Annotated in this window: 11 protein-coding genes; 5 read left to right on the top strand and 6 right to left on the bottom strand. The window is 44.0% G+C overall.

Translation table 11 applies throughout. The annotated features are described in order from the left end of the window. Positions 1–10: 10 nt before the first annotated feature. On the bottom strand, positions 11–3,610 hold the full coding sequence (locus B4G94_RS08385) for a response regulator (RefSeq protein ID WP_286858242.1): 3,600 nt from the start codon (positions 3,608–3,610) through the stop codon (positions 11–13). Continuing rightward, a complete protein-coding gene (locus B4G94_RS08380; RefSeq protein ID WP_286858241.1) occupies positions 3,600–5,084 on the bottom strand; it encodes a hybrid sensor histidine kinase/response regulator in 1,485 nt (494 codons plus the stop codon). Before B4G94_RS08380 ends, B4G94_RS08385 begins: the two co-directional genes overlap by 11 nt. A 207-nt stretch (positions 5,085–5,291) precedes the next feature. Here B4G94_RS08380 and B4G94_RS08375 point away from each other — a divergent pair, with 207 nt between their 5' ends. The 4 genes from B4G94_RS08375 to pdeM are packed head-to-tail and all read left to right on the top strand — an operon-like array spanning position 5,292 to position 10,969. Continuing rightward, positions 5,292–6,275, top strand: a complete 984-nt coding sequence (locus B4G94_RS08375; protein ID WP_286858239.1) for a ligase-associated DNA damage response exonuclease — start codon at positions 5,292–5,294, stop codon at positions 6,273–6,275. After that, complete coding sequence (locus tag B4G94_RS08370; RefSeq protein WP_286858237.1) at positions 6,272–7,852, top strand: ATP-dependent DNA ligase; 1,581 nt, start codon at positions 6,272–6,274, stop codon at positions 7,850–7,852. Before B4G94_RS08375 ends, B4G94_RS08370 begins: the two co-directional genes overlap by 4 nt. A gap of 1 nt (position 7,853) precedes the next feature. Next, a complete protein-coding gene (locus B4G94_RS08365; protein ID WP_286858236.1) occupies positions 7,854–10,316 on the top strand; it encodes a ligase-associated DNA damage response DEXH box helicase in 2,463 nt (820 codons plus the stop codon). Next, complete coding sequence (gene pdeM / locus B4G94_RS08360; RefSeq protein WP_286858234.1) at positions 10,313–10,969, top strand: ligase-associated DNA damage response endonuclease PdeM; 657 nt, start codon at positions 10,313–10,315, stop codon at positions 10,967–10,969. The genes B4G94_RS08365 and pdeM overlap by 4 nt, the downstream gene beginning before the upstream one ends. Here pdeM and B4G94_RS08355 read toward each other — a convergent pair whose 3' ends face one another. The 4 genes from B4G94_RS08355 to B4G94_RS08340 all read right to left on the bottom strand — a co-directional run bounded on the left by B4G94_RS08355 (position 10,970) and on the right by B4G94_RS08340 (position 14,731). Next, positions 10,970–11,932 (bottom strand): helix-turn-helix transcriptional regulator, encoded by a 963-nt coding sequence (locus tag B4G94_RS08355; RefSeq protein ID WP_108633772.1) that lies wholly within the window; start codon positions 11,930–11,932, stop codon positions 10,970–10,972. Positions 11,933–12,004: 72 nt separating this feature from the next. After that, positions 12,005–12,805: a heme ABC transporter ATP-binding protein gene (locus tag B4G94_RS08350; protein ID WP_108633771.1), complete on the bottom strand. Its 801-nt coding sequence runs from the start codon at positions 12,803–12,805 to the stop codon at positions 12,005–12,007. A gap of 31 nt (positions 12,806–12,836) precedes the next feature. Further along, positions 12,837–13,868, bottom strand: coding sequence for a FecCD family ABC transporter permease (locus tag B4G94_RS08345; protein ID WP_286858232.1), 1,032 nt, complete (start codon positions 13,866–13,868; stop codon positions 12,837–12,839). A gap of 5 nt (positions 13,869–13,873) precedes the next feature. Next, on the bottom strand, positions 13,874–14,731 hold the full coding sequence (locus B4G94_RS08340) for a heme/hemin ABC transporter substrate-binding protein (protein ID WP_286858230.1): 858 nt from the start codon (positions 14,729–14,731) through the stop codon (positions 13,874–13,876). Positions 14,732–15,110: 379 nt separating this feature from the next. Between B4G94_RS08340 and B4G94_RS08335 the strand changes: the two genes are divergently transcribed. Further along, a complete protein-coding gene (locus B4G94_RS08335) occupies positions 15,111–17,420 on the top strand; it encodes a TonB-dependent receptor (protein ID WP_286858229.1) in 2,310 nt (769 codons plus the stop codon). The last annotated feature ends 23 nt before the right edge of the window (positions 17,421–17,443 follow it).

Here is a 17,443-nt window from a genome sequence, read left to right as displayed (position 1 = left end):
ACCGCCTTAATTAATTTTCATATAACCATACGCGCAACAACGACAGCAGCTGGTCTATATCCACAGGTTTAGAGATATAGTCCGAAGCACCAGCCCGTATACATTTTTCACGATCACCAATCATTGATTTGGCAGTGACCGCAATAATGGGCAATGTCGCAAACTGAGGTGTTTGCCTGATATTCTTGATTGTTTCATACCCATCCATTTCGGGCATCATCATATCCATCAGCACGATATCAATCGACTCTCCCGAACGCAGTACGTCCAGTGCTTCCTTACCATCCATTGCCGGAATAACCTCTACCTGAAATTTCTCCAATGCTTTCGTCATTGAGAATATATTGCGCACATCGTCATCAGCCACCAGCACTTTTTTTCCTTTCAGCACATCCGCTAATGCGCCAAGCCCGTTGTTTTTACGTCGCACATCATCCGAACTGTTTATCTCGATCAGATGTAGAAATAAACCCACCTCATCCAAAATCCGTTGATAAGAATGTGCAGTCTTAACAACCACAGAATCTGCATATTTTTTAATCTTCAGCTCTTCTGACTTTGACAGATTTTTACCCGTAAATATGATAATCGGTAAATTTTCAAGTCCCTCATGCTGTTTGATGGCCTCCAGGGTATTATAGCCCATTTCATCGGGAACACCCATATCCAAGATCACGCAGTCCACCTCAGCGGTCCCCAATGCTGTGATGCTATCTTCAACATTATCTTTTACTTCAAGTGAGATATTGAAACTGCTTAAAAAATAAGCCAATGCGCTAGCATGTTTAGGATTCTCTTCAACAATGAGCACCTTTTTTGGAGACCTGCTCAAAGCAGATTCTATCTTTTGAAAAACCGATGTCATCTGTTCCAAAGCGACAGGTTTATTGATAAAATCAATTGCACCTTTTAACAGACTTTGCTTCTTCACTTCAAGTGAAGACATGATATGTACCGGAATATGCCTTGTGCTCTTATCCCCCTTTAACTCATCCATCACAGCCCATCCATCCTTGACCGGCAATTGAATATCCAATAAAACCGCCTGTGGATGATATTTCTTGGCCGCCGGCAATGCATGATCCCCACGTACAACAACAACACCCTTATAGTGCTGGCTATGCGTGTATTTCAATAATGCTTTCGCAAAATTGATATCATCTTCGACAATCAAAATAACCTTATCCCCCGCAACAATGCTATCCCGATCATCAGGTAACTCCTCCGGAATACGTATTGTGGCTGGATTATAGACGTCATCCGCCACAAGCTCGCGCACCTCCTCTATTTCAGAATGGATCTCTTCTACAAGCAACTCTTCTTTCGTACGCAGTTCCCCGGGATCTACCGGATGATTCGGAATAATAAATAAGAACGTGCTTCCCTTTCCTTCCTCACTCTCCAGTCTGATTTCACCGCCTAGCAAGCGTGCAATCTCTCTGCTGATAGACAAACCCAGTCCTGTCCCTCCGAATTTTCGTCTTGTCGAACCATCCGCCTGCTGGAAAGCCTCGAAAATTATCTTCTGTTTTTCCAGCGGAATCCCTATACCCGAATCAATCACGGCAAAAACAAGCTTATCCTTATCGGAACTGTCTTCGTAAATATCCAGTCTCACCTCACCGGCTGCTGTAAATTTAACCGCATTTGAAATCAGATTCCGCAGCACCTGATCAATTCTAAGCCTGTCGCCCTGAAAATTTTTATTGACCCCGGGATCAATATTGATTGTGAAAGCCAGGCCTTTCTCATTGACAATCGGAAGAAATAAATTATTCAGATCCGCCGAGATATCATTTAAATTCAGTATCGCATACTCCAATGTCATTTTACCCGACTCAATCTTTGAAAGATCCAATATCTCGTCAATCAAGGTTAACAGGCTCGTTCCCGAACTTTGGATCACTTTAGCCGATTCGATCTGGTCAGCGCTAAGATTGTGTTCATTATTCTCAGATAGCAAACGCGAAAGTAGCAGGATGGAATTTAACGGTGTACGCAGCTCATGGGACATATTGGCCAAAAACTCAGACTTATATTTGGTACTTAAAGCGAGTTCCTCCGCTTTCTGCTGAATTTCCAGGTTACGTTCGGCAATCAATAGGTTTTTGTCTTCCAACAGTTTTGAACGTTCTTCCAGTTCTTGGTTTGATTGCATCAATTCCTCGTGCTGCACCTTCAGTTCCTCCTCGGACGACTGCAGACGGAAGGTCTGCGCTTCCAATTCCGTATTCAGATTCTCCAGCTCCGCATGCTGCGTCAACAATTCTTCAGACTGTACTTGAGTTTCCTCCAAAAGTGACTGAATTTTAGCACGGCCCCTCGCCGAAGCGATAGCGATACCAAGTTGTCTGGCACATTCCGTCAGAAATGTTGATTCAATTTCCGCAAACGGCTGACGGTGCCCGATCTCCAGCACACCCAACACTTGATCAGCCCATACAATAGGTACAAAAATAAGGTGCTGTACATTGACCTTTCCACTGGCAAAACTCACGATATAGTCTTCCGTGTTTATATTATTTATGATTTTCGTTTCCCGATCAACAAAGACCTGTCCGACATAACCTTCATTTGGGAGAAAATATTGCTGTGCCTTTGGGTCCAATCCGTAAGCACCAGATAGTTCAAGTTTTTCCTCATTAAAAACATAGATCGCTCCGGTAATAGCGCCTATATAATTGACTAATCCCTTTACTGAATCTGTGGTAAGTACCCGTTCGGTTTTGTTACCGACCAATCCGGTATAAAGATCGGCATATCCCATGTGCAGCCAGTCGTTATCTTTAAGCTGATCAAATGATTTCTTTAAGGCTTTTGACATCCGGTTAACGGATTTGGCAATCGCACCAAGGTCGTCTTCCTCAATGTCCTCGGCTTTTACATCATAATCCCCTAGCGCAATACGATTAGTGATCTTCTGAACCATATTTAACCTGCGGGCAATCCCTTCATCCTTCTCACGGAGTGACTTTTCCAGCGCTAGGCGTCTAAGAAAGTCTGCTCTTAGCCGAAAATAAAAGTATGTCGTAATCACCAATGATAGCAATGCACTGATCACGACAAATAAGGTCGTTATAAACGAAGAATTATCTAAATTGCTGGATTTTTGATCGATACCATCATCTTCGTAATGAATAATTTCTTTAATGATGCTACGGCATTTGTCCATTGCGGATTTGCTCTCGTCCAGCTGCGTCAGACTAACAGTCCCGCCATTCCTTTTGACATTCACCGACTCCTTTAATACAGCTAACCTTTGCTGGGCCGCTGTAAATAAGCTGTCTACCCGAACATTTTGCTCAGGATCGGCTTTCGTAAGCTCCTTTATTTCATTCAGCTCAACCGGCAGGCTCGCTAAAGCCTGGTTGAATGGTTCCAGGTAATTCTCCTTCCCCGTGAGCAGATACCCCCTGTTTCCCGTTTCTGCCCCTTGCAGAGAGTTAAGGATAACATTTGATAAACTGATTATTTTTCGGGTAGCGGCCAGCTCCTGACGGTGCTTATTCTGTTCTTTAATCCCCAGATAAGATGCCGTGGAACTCACCAGCAGCGCCAGTAGTGAAAAACCAATTCCTATAGATAAGTTATTAAGTGTTTTATTCGGCATCTGTAGGCAGATTTAATGGTAATGTAAAATAAAATGTGGACCCCTTACCGGCTGAACTTTCAACGGCAATGGTACCTTGATGGCTACGGATAATTTCCGAACAAATATAGAGGCCTATTCCCAGCCCCTGGAAATCAAAGGAAGTTTCCTCTACACGGTAAAACTTGTCAAAAACCTCCGACAGTTTGTTTTCAGGTATACCGATTCCAAAATCTATCACGCTGACTTTTACGACATCTGTCATTACGCTGCAATCGACGATCACCTTCTCTGTTCCGGCGGCATACTTATAAGCATTTGTTAAAAAATTAACAAGAACCTGCTCCAGGCGTATCTCATCACCGTAGACCATGAGTCCCGAGATATCTCCCTGTCTATATAATTCCATATTGCTCTGATCATGGGTCTGCACAATGGAATCAATGGCATTTTGTACCATACGTTCAAGCGAGAATACCTTTTTATTGATCCGCAGTTTACCATTGTCGATTTTTGATAGATCAAGCAAATCCGTGATCAAACTGTTGAGCTTTCCAACCTGATCCTGAACCCGGCCAACATACTTGGCCTCCGGGCAGTTTTTGTCAAGACTCAACTTACGGTCAAGTAGCTGCATATAAGCTTTGATGCTTGTCAGCGGTGTCTTCAGTTCATGGCTCGCAATACTCAAAAACTCATCCTTTTCCTGCTCTGCTTTCTTTTGCGCATCAATGTCGGTAAATGTCCCCACCCAATTATTTTCGCCATTTTCCAAAATTGGCCAGACCCTTAATAATTGATACGAATACCCCGATTCATCCCGCTTTTTAACCCGCACCTCCATTTCCAAAGGTTTACCGGACTCAAGACTTTCCTGCAATTCAGCCATGATCGACCGGTCATCAGGATGCGTCTGCGGGAATGTGTTCTCACTGTCCGAAAACTGGAACCAACGGCCATTGACAAAGCCAATATTACCAAGATGGTCACAGGTAAAAGCAATTTGTGGCAATGATTCCAATAAGGTATGTAAGTAGTCTACTTTCGAACGAAGTTCCAATTGCGCCTGTTTCCTTCTCTCCACTTCCATTTCCAAAGCCTGCTGGATATCCTTGAGGGCCTGGGTCTGCTCATACAGTCGATAGAATGTTTTGACTTTAAGCATCAGAATATCCGGATCGACGGGTTTGGTGACGTAATCCAGTCCTCCTGAATCATAACCTTTCGTAATAAAACGTTTATCGGTATTGACAGCAGATAAAAATATAATCGGCGTCTCCTTAGTCTTACTGAATCCAGCAATGTTCTCAGCAACTTCAAAACCGTCCATATCGGGCATCTGCACATCCAATATGATTAAAGCATAATTATATTTTAAAATTTTCTTTAAAGCCTCTTCACCGGAATGGGCAGTATCGACTTTAAAATTTTTGGATTCCAATAACTTTTGTAATGAATAAATATTATCTGGGTTGTCATCGACTATTAATATCATAGAGCGCTTAAACTAAGAATCAAAGTAAACAAATGTAAAAAAATTAACCGGATCCATTCTTCAGGCAAAAAATTTCCTTACCCCCGCAATTTAATCACTAGGATCGACTTTCACTAAAAAATAAACAAAACTTTAACTTATCCCTGCCTGTTTGAATACATAACATGCTCCATACGGAAGTCATGTTTTCAAAAACAAGGATTCGATATGATTCAATTCACATCAAAAGGCATTTATTGTATTCCCGGCAAATTTTACCTGGATCCATGGCAACCCGTTGATCTTGCCATCATTACACATGGACATGCAGACCACGCGCGCCCGGGCATGAAAAAGTATCTTTGTCACCACTTTACCGTTGGTATATTGAAAAGTCGTATTGGGCCCGATATCCGGGTTGAAGGCTTAGCTTACAACCAGACGATCCAGATCAACGGTGTAAAAATTTCTTTACATCCTGCAGGGCATATCATTGGCTCAGCGCAAATACGCTTGGAATACAAAGGTAAAGTCACCGTTTTTACGGGAGATTACAAAATCCAGGATGATGGCCTCTCCACCCCTTTTGAACCTGTAAAATGTCATGAATTAATTACCGAAAGTACTTTTGGTCTGCCGATCTATCGCTGGGAGAGTATTGAAATCCAAAATCAACGACTGAAAGCATGGATCACACACAATCAGGGATACAAAAAGACATCCGTATTTATTGGTTATTCATTGGGCAAGTCCCAAAGGATATTAAATGCGGTAAAGGATATGGGCGAAATATATGTGCATTACAGCATCGCCAAATTAAATATGGCCTACAGTGATGCAGGTTTAAAATTACCATCCTACCAGATTATCGACCCGATGAAGGACATGAAACAGCTCGACGGCAAGATCGTATTGCTACCACCGGCATTACTTGATACGCAACTGCTCCAAAAGATACCACATGTTGCCTATGCGATCTGCTCCGGCTGGATGCAAATCCGTGGTGCACGAAGATGGCGCAGTGCAGATGCAGGTTTCGCCATCAGCGATCATGCGGACTGGAATGGATTGCTGCAGGCAGTGAAGGAAAGTGGCGCCGAAAAAGTGTATGTCACGCATGGACAAACAGCCACATTCAGTAAATATCTGAATGAAATAGGTATTGAAGCCGAAGAGGTAAATACAAATTACGGAGAAGAATTAAGCGTATGATAGAATTCGCAACATTGATCAATGCGCTGGATAGCTCCAATAAAGCCAGCTTAAAAAAAGAAGCGATCATCCGCTTTCTAAGCGTTGCGCCTGAGAAAGATAAACGCTGGTTTCTCGCTTTAATGACCGGCAAAAGGCCAAGGCGTGCGATTTCGACCAAAGAACTTAAAACTTGGGTAATGGAAATTACCAATATCCCGGAATGGTTGTTTGTCGAATGTTATGCCGCTGTCGGTGATCTCTCCGAAACCTTAGCTTTATTATTGCCTCCCGCATCCGAAAAAATAGACAAAAGTCTCAGTGAATGGATGGAAGACATCCTGCTGTTGGCAAATGCTTCAATGGAAGAAAAAAAAGCTTTTGTACTCGCTTCCTGGAACAGGCTCAATACCGTTGAACGCTTTATTTTCAACAAATTGCTGGGGGGCAGCTTTCGCTTAGGAATATCCTCCAAAGGGCTGATAAATACCATTGCGGCACATTTTCAGATCGAACCAAGTATTGTCACCCACAGTATTATGGGCGAGTGGAATCCCCATGACTACGCATTTGACAAACTCGTTCGCGGCGAATATAGCGACACCAACCTCTCAAAACCATATCCCTTTTGTCTGGCCTACCCTGTTGAAAAAGAAGTGGAAGAACTTGGGCCGATTGCGGAATGGCAATGCGAATACAAATGGGACGGTATACGCGGACAGCTGATCAAAAGAGGCGACGAAATCTATATCTGGTCAAGAGGCGAGGAACTTGTCACCGTACAGTTTCCTGAGATAACCGATGCGCTCAGGCAATGGCAAGGGAGCTTTGTCTTGGATGGTGAAATTCTGGCCGCGAAAGATGGTCAGATATTGAATTTTAATGAACTACAAAAAAGGATCAATCGCAAGGTAATTTCCAAGACCTTACGTGAAGAAGTCCCTATTGTTGTATACCTTTATGATTTATTGGAGCTGGATGGTAAAGACCTCCGATCTGAGCCGCTGCAAGAAAGGCGTAAATTATTGGAACAGTTGTGCCAAGGTCAGGTTGATCCCACAATCCAATTGTCTCCACTTATTCATGGTGAAAATTGGTCCGACCTACAGAAATTACAAGCAGCCTCGCGTGCGTTGAACAGTGAAGGCATTATGCTTAAAAAGAAAGACTCAATCTATTATGTTGGCCGAAAAAAAGGTGGCTGGTGGAAATGGAAAGTCAATCCCATGACCATCGATGCCGTGTTGATATACGCACAAAAAGGCAGCGGGCGCAGAAGTGCACATTATACAGACTATACCTTTGCGGTTAAAGATGGTGATCACTTAGTAAGCATTGCAAAAGCATATTCAGGACTTACAGATAAAGAGATACTAGAGGTCAGTCGCTATATTCGGCAGAATGCCGTGGAGAAATTCGGACCCGTAAGAACTGTTAAACCCGAACTTGTATTTGAAATTGCCTTCGAAGGAATAGGCTACAGCAAACGCCACAAATCGGGGGTAGCACTGCGCTTCCCTCGTATTTTACGTTGGCGCAGGGACAAAAAAGCAACCGATATAGACACATTGGAAAATATTAAAAAACTAATACCATAAGTTGAGTCATAAGATAATACACAGTGAAGGATTCAAGGTCGTCAATCGTTATTTTGAATCCTTGGGCAATACCCCTTTTGGCTTTCAGGTTAAAACCTGGGATCGGTACATGCTGGGATACAGTGGAATGGTCATTGCCCCGACAGGATTTGGCAAGACATTTTCGGTGTTTATGGCGGTCTTGATCGATTACATGAATCATCCCGAACGCTACCAAAAAGGACTAAAATTACTATGGATCACGCCTTTGCGCTCCCTGGCAAAGGATTTAGCTAGAGCAATGCAGGCCGCTATAGACGATATCGGATTGGATTGGATCGTACAGGTACGGAATGGGGACACTGATCCAAAGATCAGAGCGCAACAAACCAAAGCAATGCCCGATATTCTTTTGGTGACTCCAGAAAGCCTTCATCTCCTGCTCGCTCAAAAACAACGTGACAAATATTTCAAAAATATCCGCTGTATTACTGTAGATGAATGGCACGAACTTATTGGAAATAAACGTGGTGTCATGATAGAACTGGCATTATCATACTTAAAATATAAATATAAGGATCTCCAGATCTGGGGTATCACCGCCACCATAGGCAATCTGGATCAAGCAATGGATGTACTGTTGCCGGCAGCAAAAAAGAGCGTGCAGATTATCGCAAAGGAGAAAAAGAAAATTGCGATCAGATCCATCTATCCCGACAAAGTGGAGCTCCTTCCCTGGGCCGGGCATCTTGGAGGCAATCTCGTAAATCAGGTTGTCCCCATTATACTGGAAAGTAAGAGTACGATCCTTTTCACCAATACCCGTAGCCAGAGTGAACTATGGTATCAGCTATTACTACAAGCGCATCCCGATTTTGCGGGACAGATTGCGCTACATCACAGTTCAGTAGATGCTCACATACGCGAATGGATCGAAGAAAATCTGAGCAGTGGAAAGCTAAAAGCAGTGGTATCTACTTCATCCCTAGATTTGGGTGTGGATTTTAAGCCCGTGGACACCGTGATTCAAATCGGATCAAGCAAAGGTGTCGCCAGATTTATGCAACGTGCCGGAAGAAGTGGCCACAGCCCTTTTGAAACATCCATTATCTACTTCGTTCCGACACATTCCCTGGAGCTCATCGAAGTCGCCGCTCTAAAGGAAGCTGTCAAAACCCGGACCATAGAAAACCGCGACCCCATGGTCCAGAGTTTCGATGTGTTAGTACAATTTATGGTCACGATCGCACTCGGAGGCGGCTTCCAATCAACAGAACTCCATCAGATCGTTGCCCGGACCCATGCGTTCCATTATATGGAAGATGAGGAATGGCAATGGTGTATGTATTTTATAACCGCAGGTGGCAAAATCGGCAAACGCTATGAGGAATTTCACAAAGTAGTACAGGACAATGATGGCAACTGGATAATAAAAAATAGACGCATCGCCCTGCTCCATCGGCTGAATATCGGTGCTATTGTTGGTGATGCAATGATGCGCGTAAAATTCCTTTCGGGCGGATATATTGGTATGATTGAGGAATATTTTATCAGTAAATTGAAGAAAGGCGAACGATTTAACCTTGCTGGCCGGATTCTCGAACTTGTTATGGTCAAGGATATGACTGTATTTGTCAAAAATTCATCTGGTAAGGCCATCACACCGAGTTGGCTGGGAGGCAGATTACCACTTTCTTCCAACCTGAGCCATTTTCTACGTAAAAAACTTGCAGAAGCAATAAGTCCCGACAACACCGAAAAAGAACTGCGCTTCCTGGCGCCGTTGATCCAAAAGCAGCAAAGCCTTTCGGCCGTGCCCAATGAATCACAATTTCTTGTCGAACACATCAAGACCAGAGAAGGGCACCATCTGTTTTTCTATCCACTGGAAGGGCGATTGATCCACGAAGTCATGGCTGCCCTCGTCGCTTACCGCATCAGCAAACGCTATCCCATTAGTTTTTCCATGGCCATGAATGACTATGGCTTCGAACTTTATTCCGACAAAGAAATTCAATTGGATCACGCACAATTAACCGAGGTACTGAGCCGGGAGAATCTTATGCAGGACGTGATCAGTAGCATCAATTCCGCTGAAATGGCGAGCCGCAAATTCCGCGATATTGCTGTAATTTCCGGATTGGTGATACAAAACTATCCCGGAACCCAACAAAACAACAAATCCTTGCAAGCTTCCTCGGGTATTATATTTCGTGTTTTAATGGATCATGATCCGGACAATCTATTGTTAAAGCAGGCTTTCACCGAAGTGTTCAACCAACAACTCGAGGAATACCGTCTGATAAAAGCATTTGAAAGAATAAACAATAGCCAAATCATCTATACCTTTGCAGAGGAATATACACCGCTGAGTTTCCCGATCAAAGTGGACAGTTTACGTCAGTCCCTTTCTAGTGAAGCATTGATCGAACGGATTCAACGCATGGAGCATGCAAATAAATCAAAACGTGGACGAAGAAAATGAATATACAGGAACAGCACATTACATTCAATAAACAAACACTCATCCTTAACAATCAACGTACGATCTTTTGGCCGAAGCAGAATACCCTCATTCTATCCGACCTTCATCTTGGTAAAGCCGCACATTTCCGTAAACATGGAATTCCTATCCCTTCTGATACATCTAGCCGGGATCTCGACAGACTAGCTGCGCTAATTGATCACTACCGGGCAGAGAACATTTTGGTCGTCGGCGACCTGATTCATGCAGGAATCAATCAGGAAGTCCTCTTACTGGCAGCGTTTAAACAAAGATATGCTGATCTCAATTTTCATCTCGTCCTGGGTAACCATGATAGAAAGGTGGAGAAATTAGCCGAGCAGGTTGATTTGATCTATCACCACGACAAATTCGAGCTGGAGCAGATCTCCTTTGTACATGAACCGATCATAGATCCGTTGGCTTTCACCATCAGTGGACATATTCACCCGGGCATCCGTATCAAGCTTCCGCCCAATAAACATCTCCGTCTGCCCTGCTTCTGGGTCTCCACACAGCAGATTATTCTACCGGCATTTAGCAAGTTTACGGGACTTGATAGCCGAAGAATGCCGCAGGAGTACAATTGCTATGCTTTACACGATGAAATAATCCTGCCGCTAAAGAACAGCTAATTACATTTTAAGTTCACCCGGTGAGATTCCATAGTATTTTTTAAACGCACTGCTAAAGTTATTCTGATGACCATATCCGGTCAGCAAAGCCACTTCATAAACGGTCATCTTATCATCCAATAGATAACTTTTGGCCTTTTCCATGCGGATTCGGGTGAGATAATCGTGGATTGTCACTGAAAAATATTCTTTAAAATCCTTTCGCAGCTTGCTTTCACTTGTCAGCACCTCTGCCGCCAGTTCTTTTTGTGTCGGCGGATTGGCAATACGCTGTTCGAGAATCTGCCGGGCCAGCTCCAGTCGCTGCACGTCTTCGTCATGAAATAATGAAACGGCCTGATCATTTTTCTCGTTATACTGCTCAAATTGGTACATCAGCAATTCAACAATACGAGACTCGGTATGCAGCCGACGTATCTCACCTTTTTTCTTCGATTCGATGAGTTCGGCTATGGTATGCTGCATCTCATAAGTTGCCATCAGATCTTCTTCTGAAAACGATGTATACTCCCCTTTTTCGATTTCATGCACAAACTGCTGGTGCAACAACGAATCCCGCTTAATAAGGTTCAGGTAATATTCCTTGGATATCACAGCAATAAAATACGTATACTCAATACCCGGCTCCACTTGATGAACCGATTTAACCGAAGGTATATACCGGATATTGTGCCTGCTCATACCGTAGGGCAATTTACTGTCCACCGGTTTAAAGAATATAAATTGACTGGTAATGGTCTCCCCTTCGATCTCGGTCAATATCTGAACAGGCCGGTCAAATTGCATTTTCGAATGCAGTATGAACAAGCCCGAGGTTGAGAGCTGAAAATTTTCCATGTGAACAGGCTCCGTATGGATTGTGATTTTATTTTCTACCAAAGGTTTGTCAGGCACATAGCCGTCTGGAATTTCTTCTTCAAAAAGCCAATCAGCCAACTCAACTATTTTACTTTTCACCAACATGATTTCAATCCAAATAAGCCCGAAGCAGTTAAAATTAACAAATTAGGATGGTAATTAAAAATTATTTATAATCTATCTAAATAATTCCAGATCAATCTCCATCTCCTCCAATTGTACATACGGTTTTAATGTGCGGGGGTTCATGATCACATTTGATTCCACCGAAAAAATGGTGTAGATTTCTTTCTGGGCCAGCACCTCCACAGGTGTACCGTGAAAAAGCTTACGTCCATGTTTGAGCATCAAAATCCGATCGGCATACATTGCGGCAAAATTGACGTCGTGCACAATCAAAATAACCATAAATCCTTTTCGGGCCAATGCGCGAGCAATCGCCAGCACCTTTTGCTGATAATGCAGATCTAAGGCTGAAATAGGTTCGTCGAGTAACAGGAGCGCATCTGGACTATCCCAGATCTGTGCCAAAACACGCGCGAGATGAACACGTTGTTGCTCCCCACCCGAAAGGCTCAAAAAATCCCGGTCAGCGAATGCCGTGACACCACAGAGCTCCATCGTTTCGGCCACCACCTGATAATCACGTACTGTGGGCGTATTTTTATAATGCGGATACCTCCCCATCAATACGATCTCTTCCACCTTAAAACTCAATGTCATCTGTTGCTGCTGGCTCAGAAGCGCCCTGCATTTGGACAATGTCGCTGCGTCATACGCAGACAACAGTTTACCATTGAAATGAATCTGCCCGGAATCAGGCTTCTTTTCGCCGCAAAGGAGTCCCATCAAGGTAGACTTTCCTGCGCCATTGGCTCCAAGCACAGCTAAAATCTCCCCTTTACGAACCTGAAAGGTAATGTCTTTCAGTAGTTTTCGGCCTTTCACCTCATAGTTGATTTTCTCTACACGCAACATAAAAAATAGTATTTAAACATCCGAACGAAAGCTATTTATCCTTGATTAAAATATACAAAAATACAGGCGTCCCCAACAGGGCCGTAATCACACCGATAGGCAATTCGATCGGTGCTATCAATACCCTGGCGATAACATCTGCCAGCGTCAGCACCAAAGCACCTAAGAGCAGCGAGCCCGGAAGTACAAAACGATGATCTGGCCCTCCCATCAGACGTACCGTATGGGGGACAATAAGTCCTACAAAACCAATAATCCCCGAGACAGCTACCGAGGCACCGACAGCCAGAGTCGATAAGATGACCACCCATCTTTTTACACGATCAGTGCGCATCCCCAATAAATCAGCCTGAAGTTCGCCCAGGGCAAATGCATTCAAAGACTTTCCAAAAAACGGAAGAATAAGCAGGGAGATACATATAAAAGGACCTATGGCCAATAAATTGTCCCAGGTTGCACCGCCCAAACTGCCCAGCATCCAAAACGTAATGGTGCGGAGCTGCTGCTCTGTAGACATGTAAGTCATCAAACCTGTAAGCGCGCCCGCAAATGCATTGATGGCGATACCCGCCAACAGCATCGTCGTCACATTGGGGCGTCCATTTTTACTGGCAATACGATACACCAAAAATGCGGTCAGCCCGGCGCCGACAAAAGCACCAAAAGCCAAAATATAATAACCCAGCCACGCTGAAAGCGAAGTCAGCAGAAACGTTTCAAATGCGATAATCAGTACGGCGAACAAGGAGGCGCCAGAAGAAATACCGATTAACCCGGGCTCTGCAAGCGGATTTCGAAAAATTCCCTGAATGGCAGCGCCCGAGATACCCAGGGCGGCTCCGACCAAAAGCCCCAGTAATAAACGTGGCATGCGGATCTCAAATAAAACGTCGGCATGCATGCTGTCCTGATCAGAAACTGTCGACAAATGCAGCTTCTGCATGAGCATGGATAAAATATCCCCCGGAGGTATATGATAAGCTCCCAGGCCTAATGCAACAATACACGTAATAAACAATATCAGGCTCAAAGCCAGCAATATTAACTTTTGTTTCTTCTGCACCTGACCTATTTTGAATCCATTACTTTTCCAAATCCACGGTGCAGCTCCAAGATCGCATCAGGTAACCTGTTACTAAAGTTGACCAGTAAAGAGGCATTCATCACCAGTATACGCTTATTTTTGCCAGCATTCGTGATACGCATCCCCGGCAATTTAAGAATAGCTTCTTCTCCACCCAGGCTACTCGCACCAAAATCAAACAGTAATATAATATCCGGATTGGCTTGCACCAATGCCTCTGTCGTATAGGGCTTAAAATCCGAAAATTCCTGTATAGCGTTCTTTCCACCAGCTAAATTGATCATCGCATCCAGGCTGCTACCCTTTCCTGCCACACTCATTGTCCCTGTTCCGCGCGCATACAAAAACAATACTTTCGGAACTGCTTTACCCTTATTTTCTTTTTTCACCAATGCTAGCGTATGATCCAGACTTAGTTTTGTACGTGATGCCAAAGATTTCCCTAAGGATGGCTCTCCGACCGCATCCGCCACATCCTGTATATAGCGTAAAGCACCAGCAGCAGAATAATTCGGCTTTACCGCAATAAACTTTACACCGGCACCACGGATCTGCTGAATGACCGCATTGGCCACATCCCCCTCATTTGCCAGAACAAGCGTAGGTTTAAAAGACAATAATCCCTCGGCAGAGACAGAACGGTTTTTGCTCACCCGTGGCAATGCCGCTGCAGCTTTTGGGGAGATGCTGGTCACATCTGTTGCGATCATGCGATCACCTAAACCAAGCCCATAAATCGTTTCCGTCAGCGAACTGTTCAATGTAATAATCCGTTGCTGCGCGTTTGCCCATCCGACAGTATGCAGCAAACAACATAGCATAAATAAGTAAATTCTACGCATCTCTTTCTTTAACTTCTTTAAAACTGCACAGGATTTTGATTCCAATTTCCGGCACAGCAACTGTTAGTTGACTACAAAACAAATCAATAATCAGTCTAAATACAAATTATTTTCAATCCCTATAAATAAACACAAACAGCAAGAAAAATAAGATATACAACTGTAAAACAGGCAAATAAAACACAATACCGCCCCCTTTATGGATAATAAAAATCGAATTAAATAGAATTTATGACAATTTGCATATAGAAAAATCCAATAGTATTGCCTTTTTTTGTAACATTATTTAGAATGATTAAAAATAAAAATAGTGTTTAAAAGCCGCTCTTCTATTCGAACAAGCACCCTGATAGCCCTATGCGCCTGCCAGATCTACACTGTGCAAGCACAAGAAAAATGGAAAATCTCGGGTGTATTAAAGAACGAATCCAATAAAGGCGTCGCCAATGCGACCGTCTATCTTTATCCAGATAAATATGCTTTTAAAACAGATACTGCGGGGAGATTTCAATTTAACAAACTCTATGCGGGCCGTTATGAACTTGTCGCACAAGCATTAGGCTATAAGGAACTGCGTCAATTTGTAGACTTGACGGATAAAAACCAGCAACTCACCATCACTTTACAAACCGATAACCGCCAGATTGACGAGGTCGAGGTCAACCGCAAATTGGAAGCCGTTGATAACTTGATCAAAGCTGAAAACGCAGCTATGCCGGTCAAGGTCATTACCAAGAGGGAGATTGAACTGATGGGGAGCCGGAGGTTAGACGAAGTGCTGAAAGAGCAGACCGGTATTGCCATTGTAAACGATATTGCAGGAGGCTCTAGAGCTGTAGGTGTGCAAATTCAGGGGTTTAGCAGCAACTATGTCATGGTCTTGGTCGACGGGCAGCCTATGCTTGGCCGTAATAGCGGTAATTTTGACCTTTCACGTATTTCAGTGACCAATATCGAACGCATTGAGATCATTAAGGGAGCATCGTCCTGTTTATACGGCAGCGATGCACTTGGCGGTGCCATCAATATCATTACACGTCATGGCGCCATTACCCCACAAGCACATGCATCCCTACTCTATGGCACATTAAATACGGTCGATGCAACAATAGAGGGCGAAACACCATTTTCCAATCAGCGCGGCAGCGCTGTTGTCTCCGGAAACTATTACCGCACGGATGGGTTCAATACAGACAAGCAGTATCTGGATTCAAAGAGTACAACCTTCCCCCCCTATACCAACTATAGCTTTCAGGGACGGGTACGCTACCGCTCCAGTAAACATGGGACGTTGGGCATCACGGGCCGATTTGCGGCGCGTGAATCCGAAATGATCAATGCCTGGTCGGAGGATAGAACGCTACAGGATAAACAAAAAGATCAGGACATTAATCTATCGGCCAGCTACGACCACAATTTTGATTCGGGCCTGCGTAGCATGACACGATATTACTTTTCCAGATTCCATTCGCAGATTGCGGCACAGTGGCTGCAACAAGGGGTTTTGGCCAGCGCTGAGGAGTTTGGCCAAAATGTACACCGCATCGAACAGCAGTTTGCCTACAGCCCGGTGCAACAACTTAAGTTCACCGGTGGAATAGGCGGCAGTGTGGAGCAAATGGACAATCAGGACCTGGATGCCAAACGCTCATTGAATAGTGCATTTGCCTACCTCCAAACCGAGTGGAAACCCTTTGATCGTCTTCTTACGACACTAGGCCTACGTTATGACCACACCAATGTGTACAATGGGCATTTGAGTCCAAGTTTAGGTTTACAATACCATATCAGCCCAACCCTATTGATTAAAGGCGGTGTTGGTGCAGGATTCAAAGCGCCAGACTACAAGATGCGCTATCAGGTCTTCTTCAACCCAGCGGCCAACTATCTTGTGGTGGGAAGCGAACGGGTAGCCGACGTTATTGCCGCCATGGACCAAGCGGGTGAATTGAGCTATAAAAATAGTTATATGCTGAATTTAGTTGCAGGAAACCTCAAGGCCGAAACTAGCCTTTCCAACAATATTGGGCTGACCTGGAATCCTTCCGGCAAATTTCAGGCAGATCTCTCCCTATTCTATCATCGGATCAACAATCAGATCAATACCGTCAGTGTAGGTAATGGTACCAGTATCGCCCAGATCTACAGCTACCGAAACCTGCCGAAGGCGATGAACAAAGGTTTTGAAGTCTCGATGAGTTATCAGGCAACCAGGGATCTGCAATTATCCATGGGTTATCAATACCTGATCGCAAAGGATCTCAGTGTATTGGATAGCATCACAGCGGGCAACTACCCCTATAATCAGATCAATGATGCAGCCACTGATCTTTATCGGCAAAGCAAAAAATCAGATTATTGGGGTATTGAAGATCGCTCGCGCCATATGGTCAATTTCAAAGCACAGTACGAATACAAGCCCTGGGGAGTCAACGTCAATGCCCGTATTAATTTTCGCGGAAAGACCCCCTTTCAGGAATATAACGGGAATCAATTTATTGACAAGTACGACATCTTTATCCCCCACCATACACTCCTGAATATGACGATCGAAAAAAGTCTGATGAACCGGAGATTAACCCTCCGTCTGATCGGCGATAACCTATTCAATTTCACCAGCCGTTATCTCTTAGGACAGCCCGGACGGGTCATTATGGGCGGAGTGAGTTACCGATGGATGAAGGACTAGCGATTGGAGATTGGAGATTGGAG

The sequence above is a fragment of the Sphingobacterium sp. UBA7625 genome, assembly GCF_002484085.1.
In the GTDB taxonomy this organism is placed as follows: Bacteria; Bacteroidota; Bacteroidia; order Sphingobacteriales; family Sphingobacteriaceae; genus Sphingobacterium; species Sphingobacterium athyrii.
Note: the sequence above shows the minus strand (reverse complement) of the source record. Positions and strands in the feature narration are given on the sequence as shown.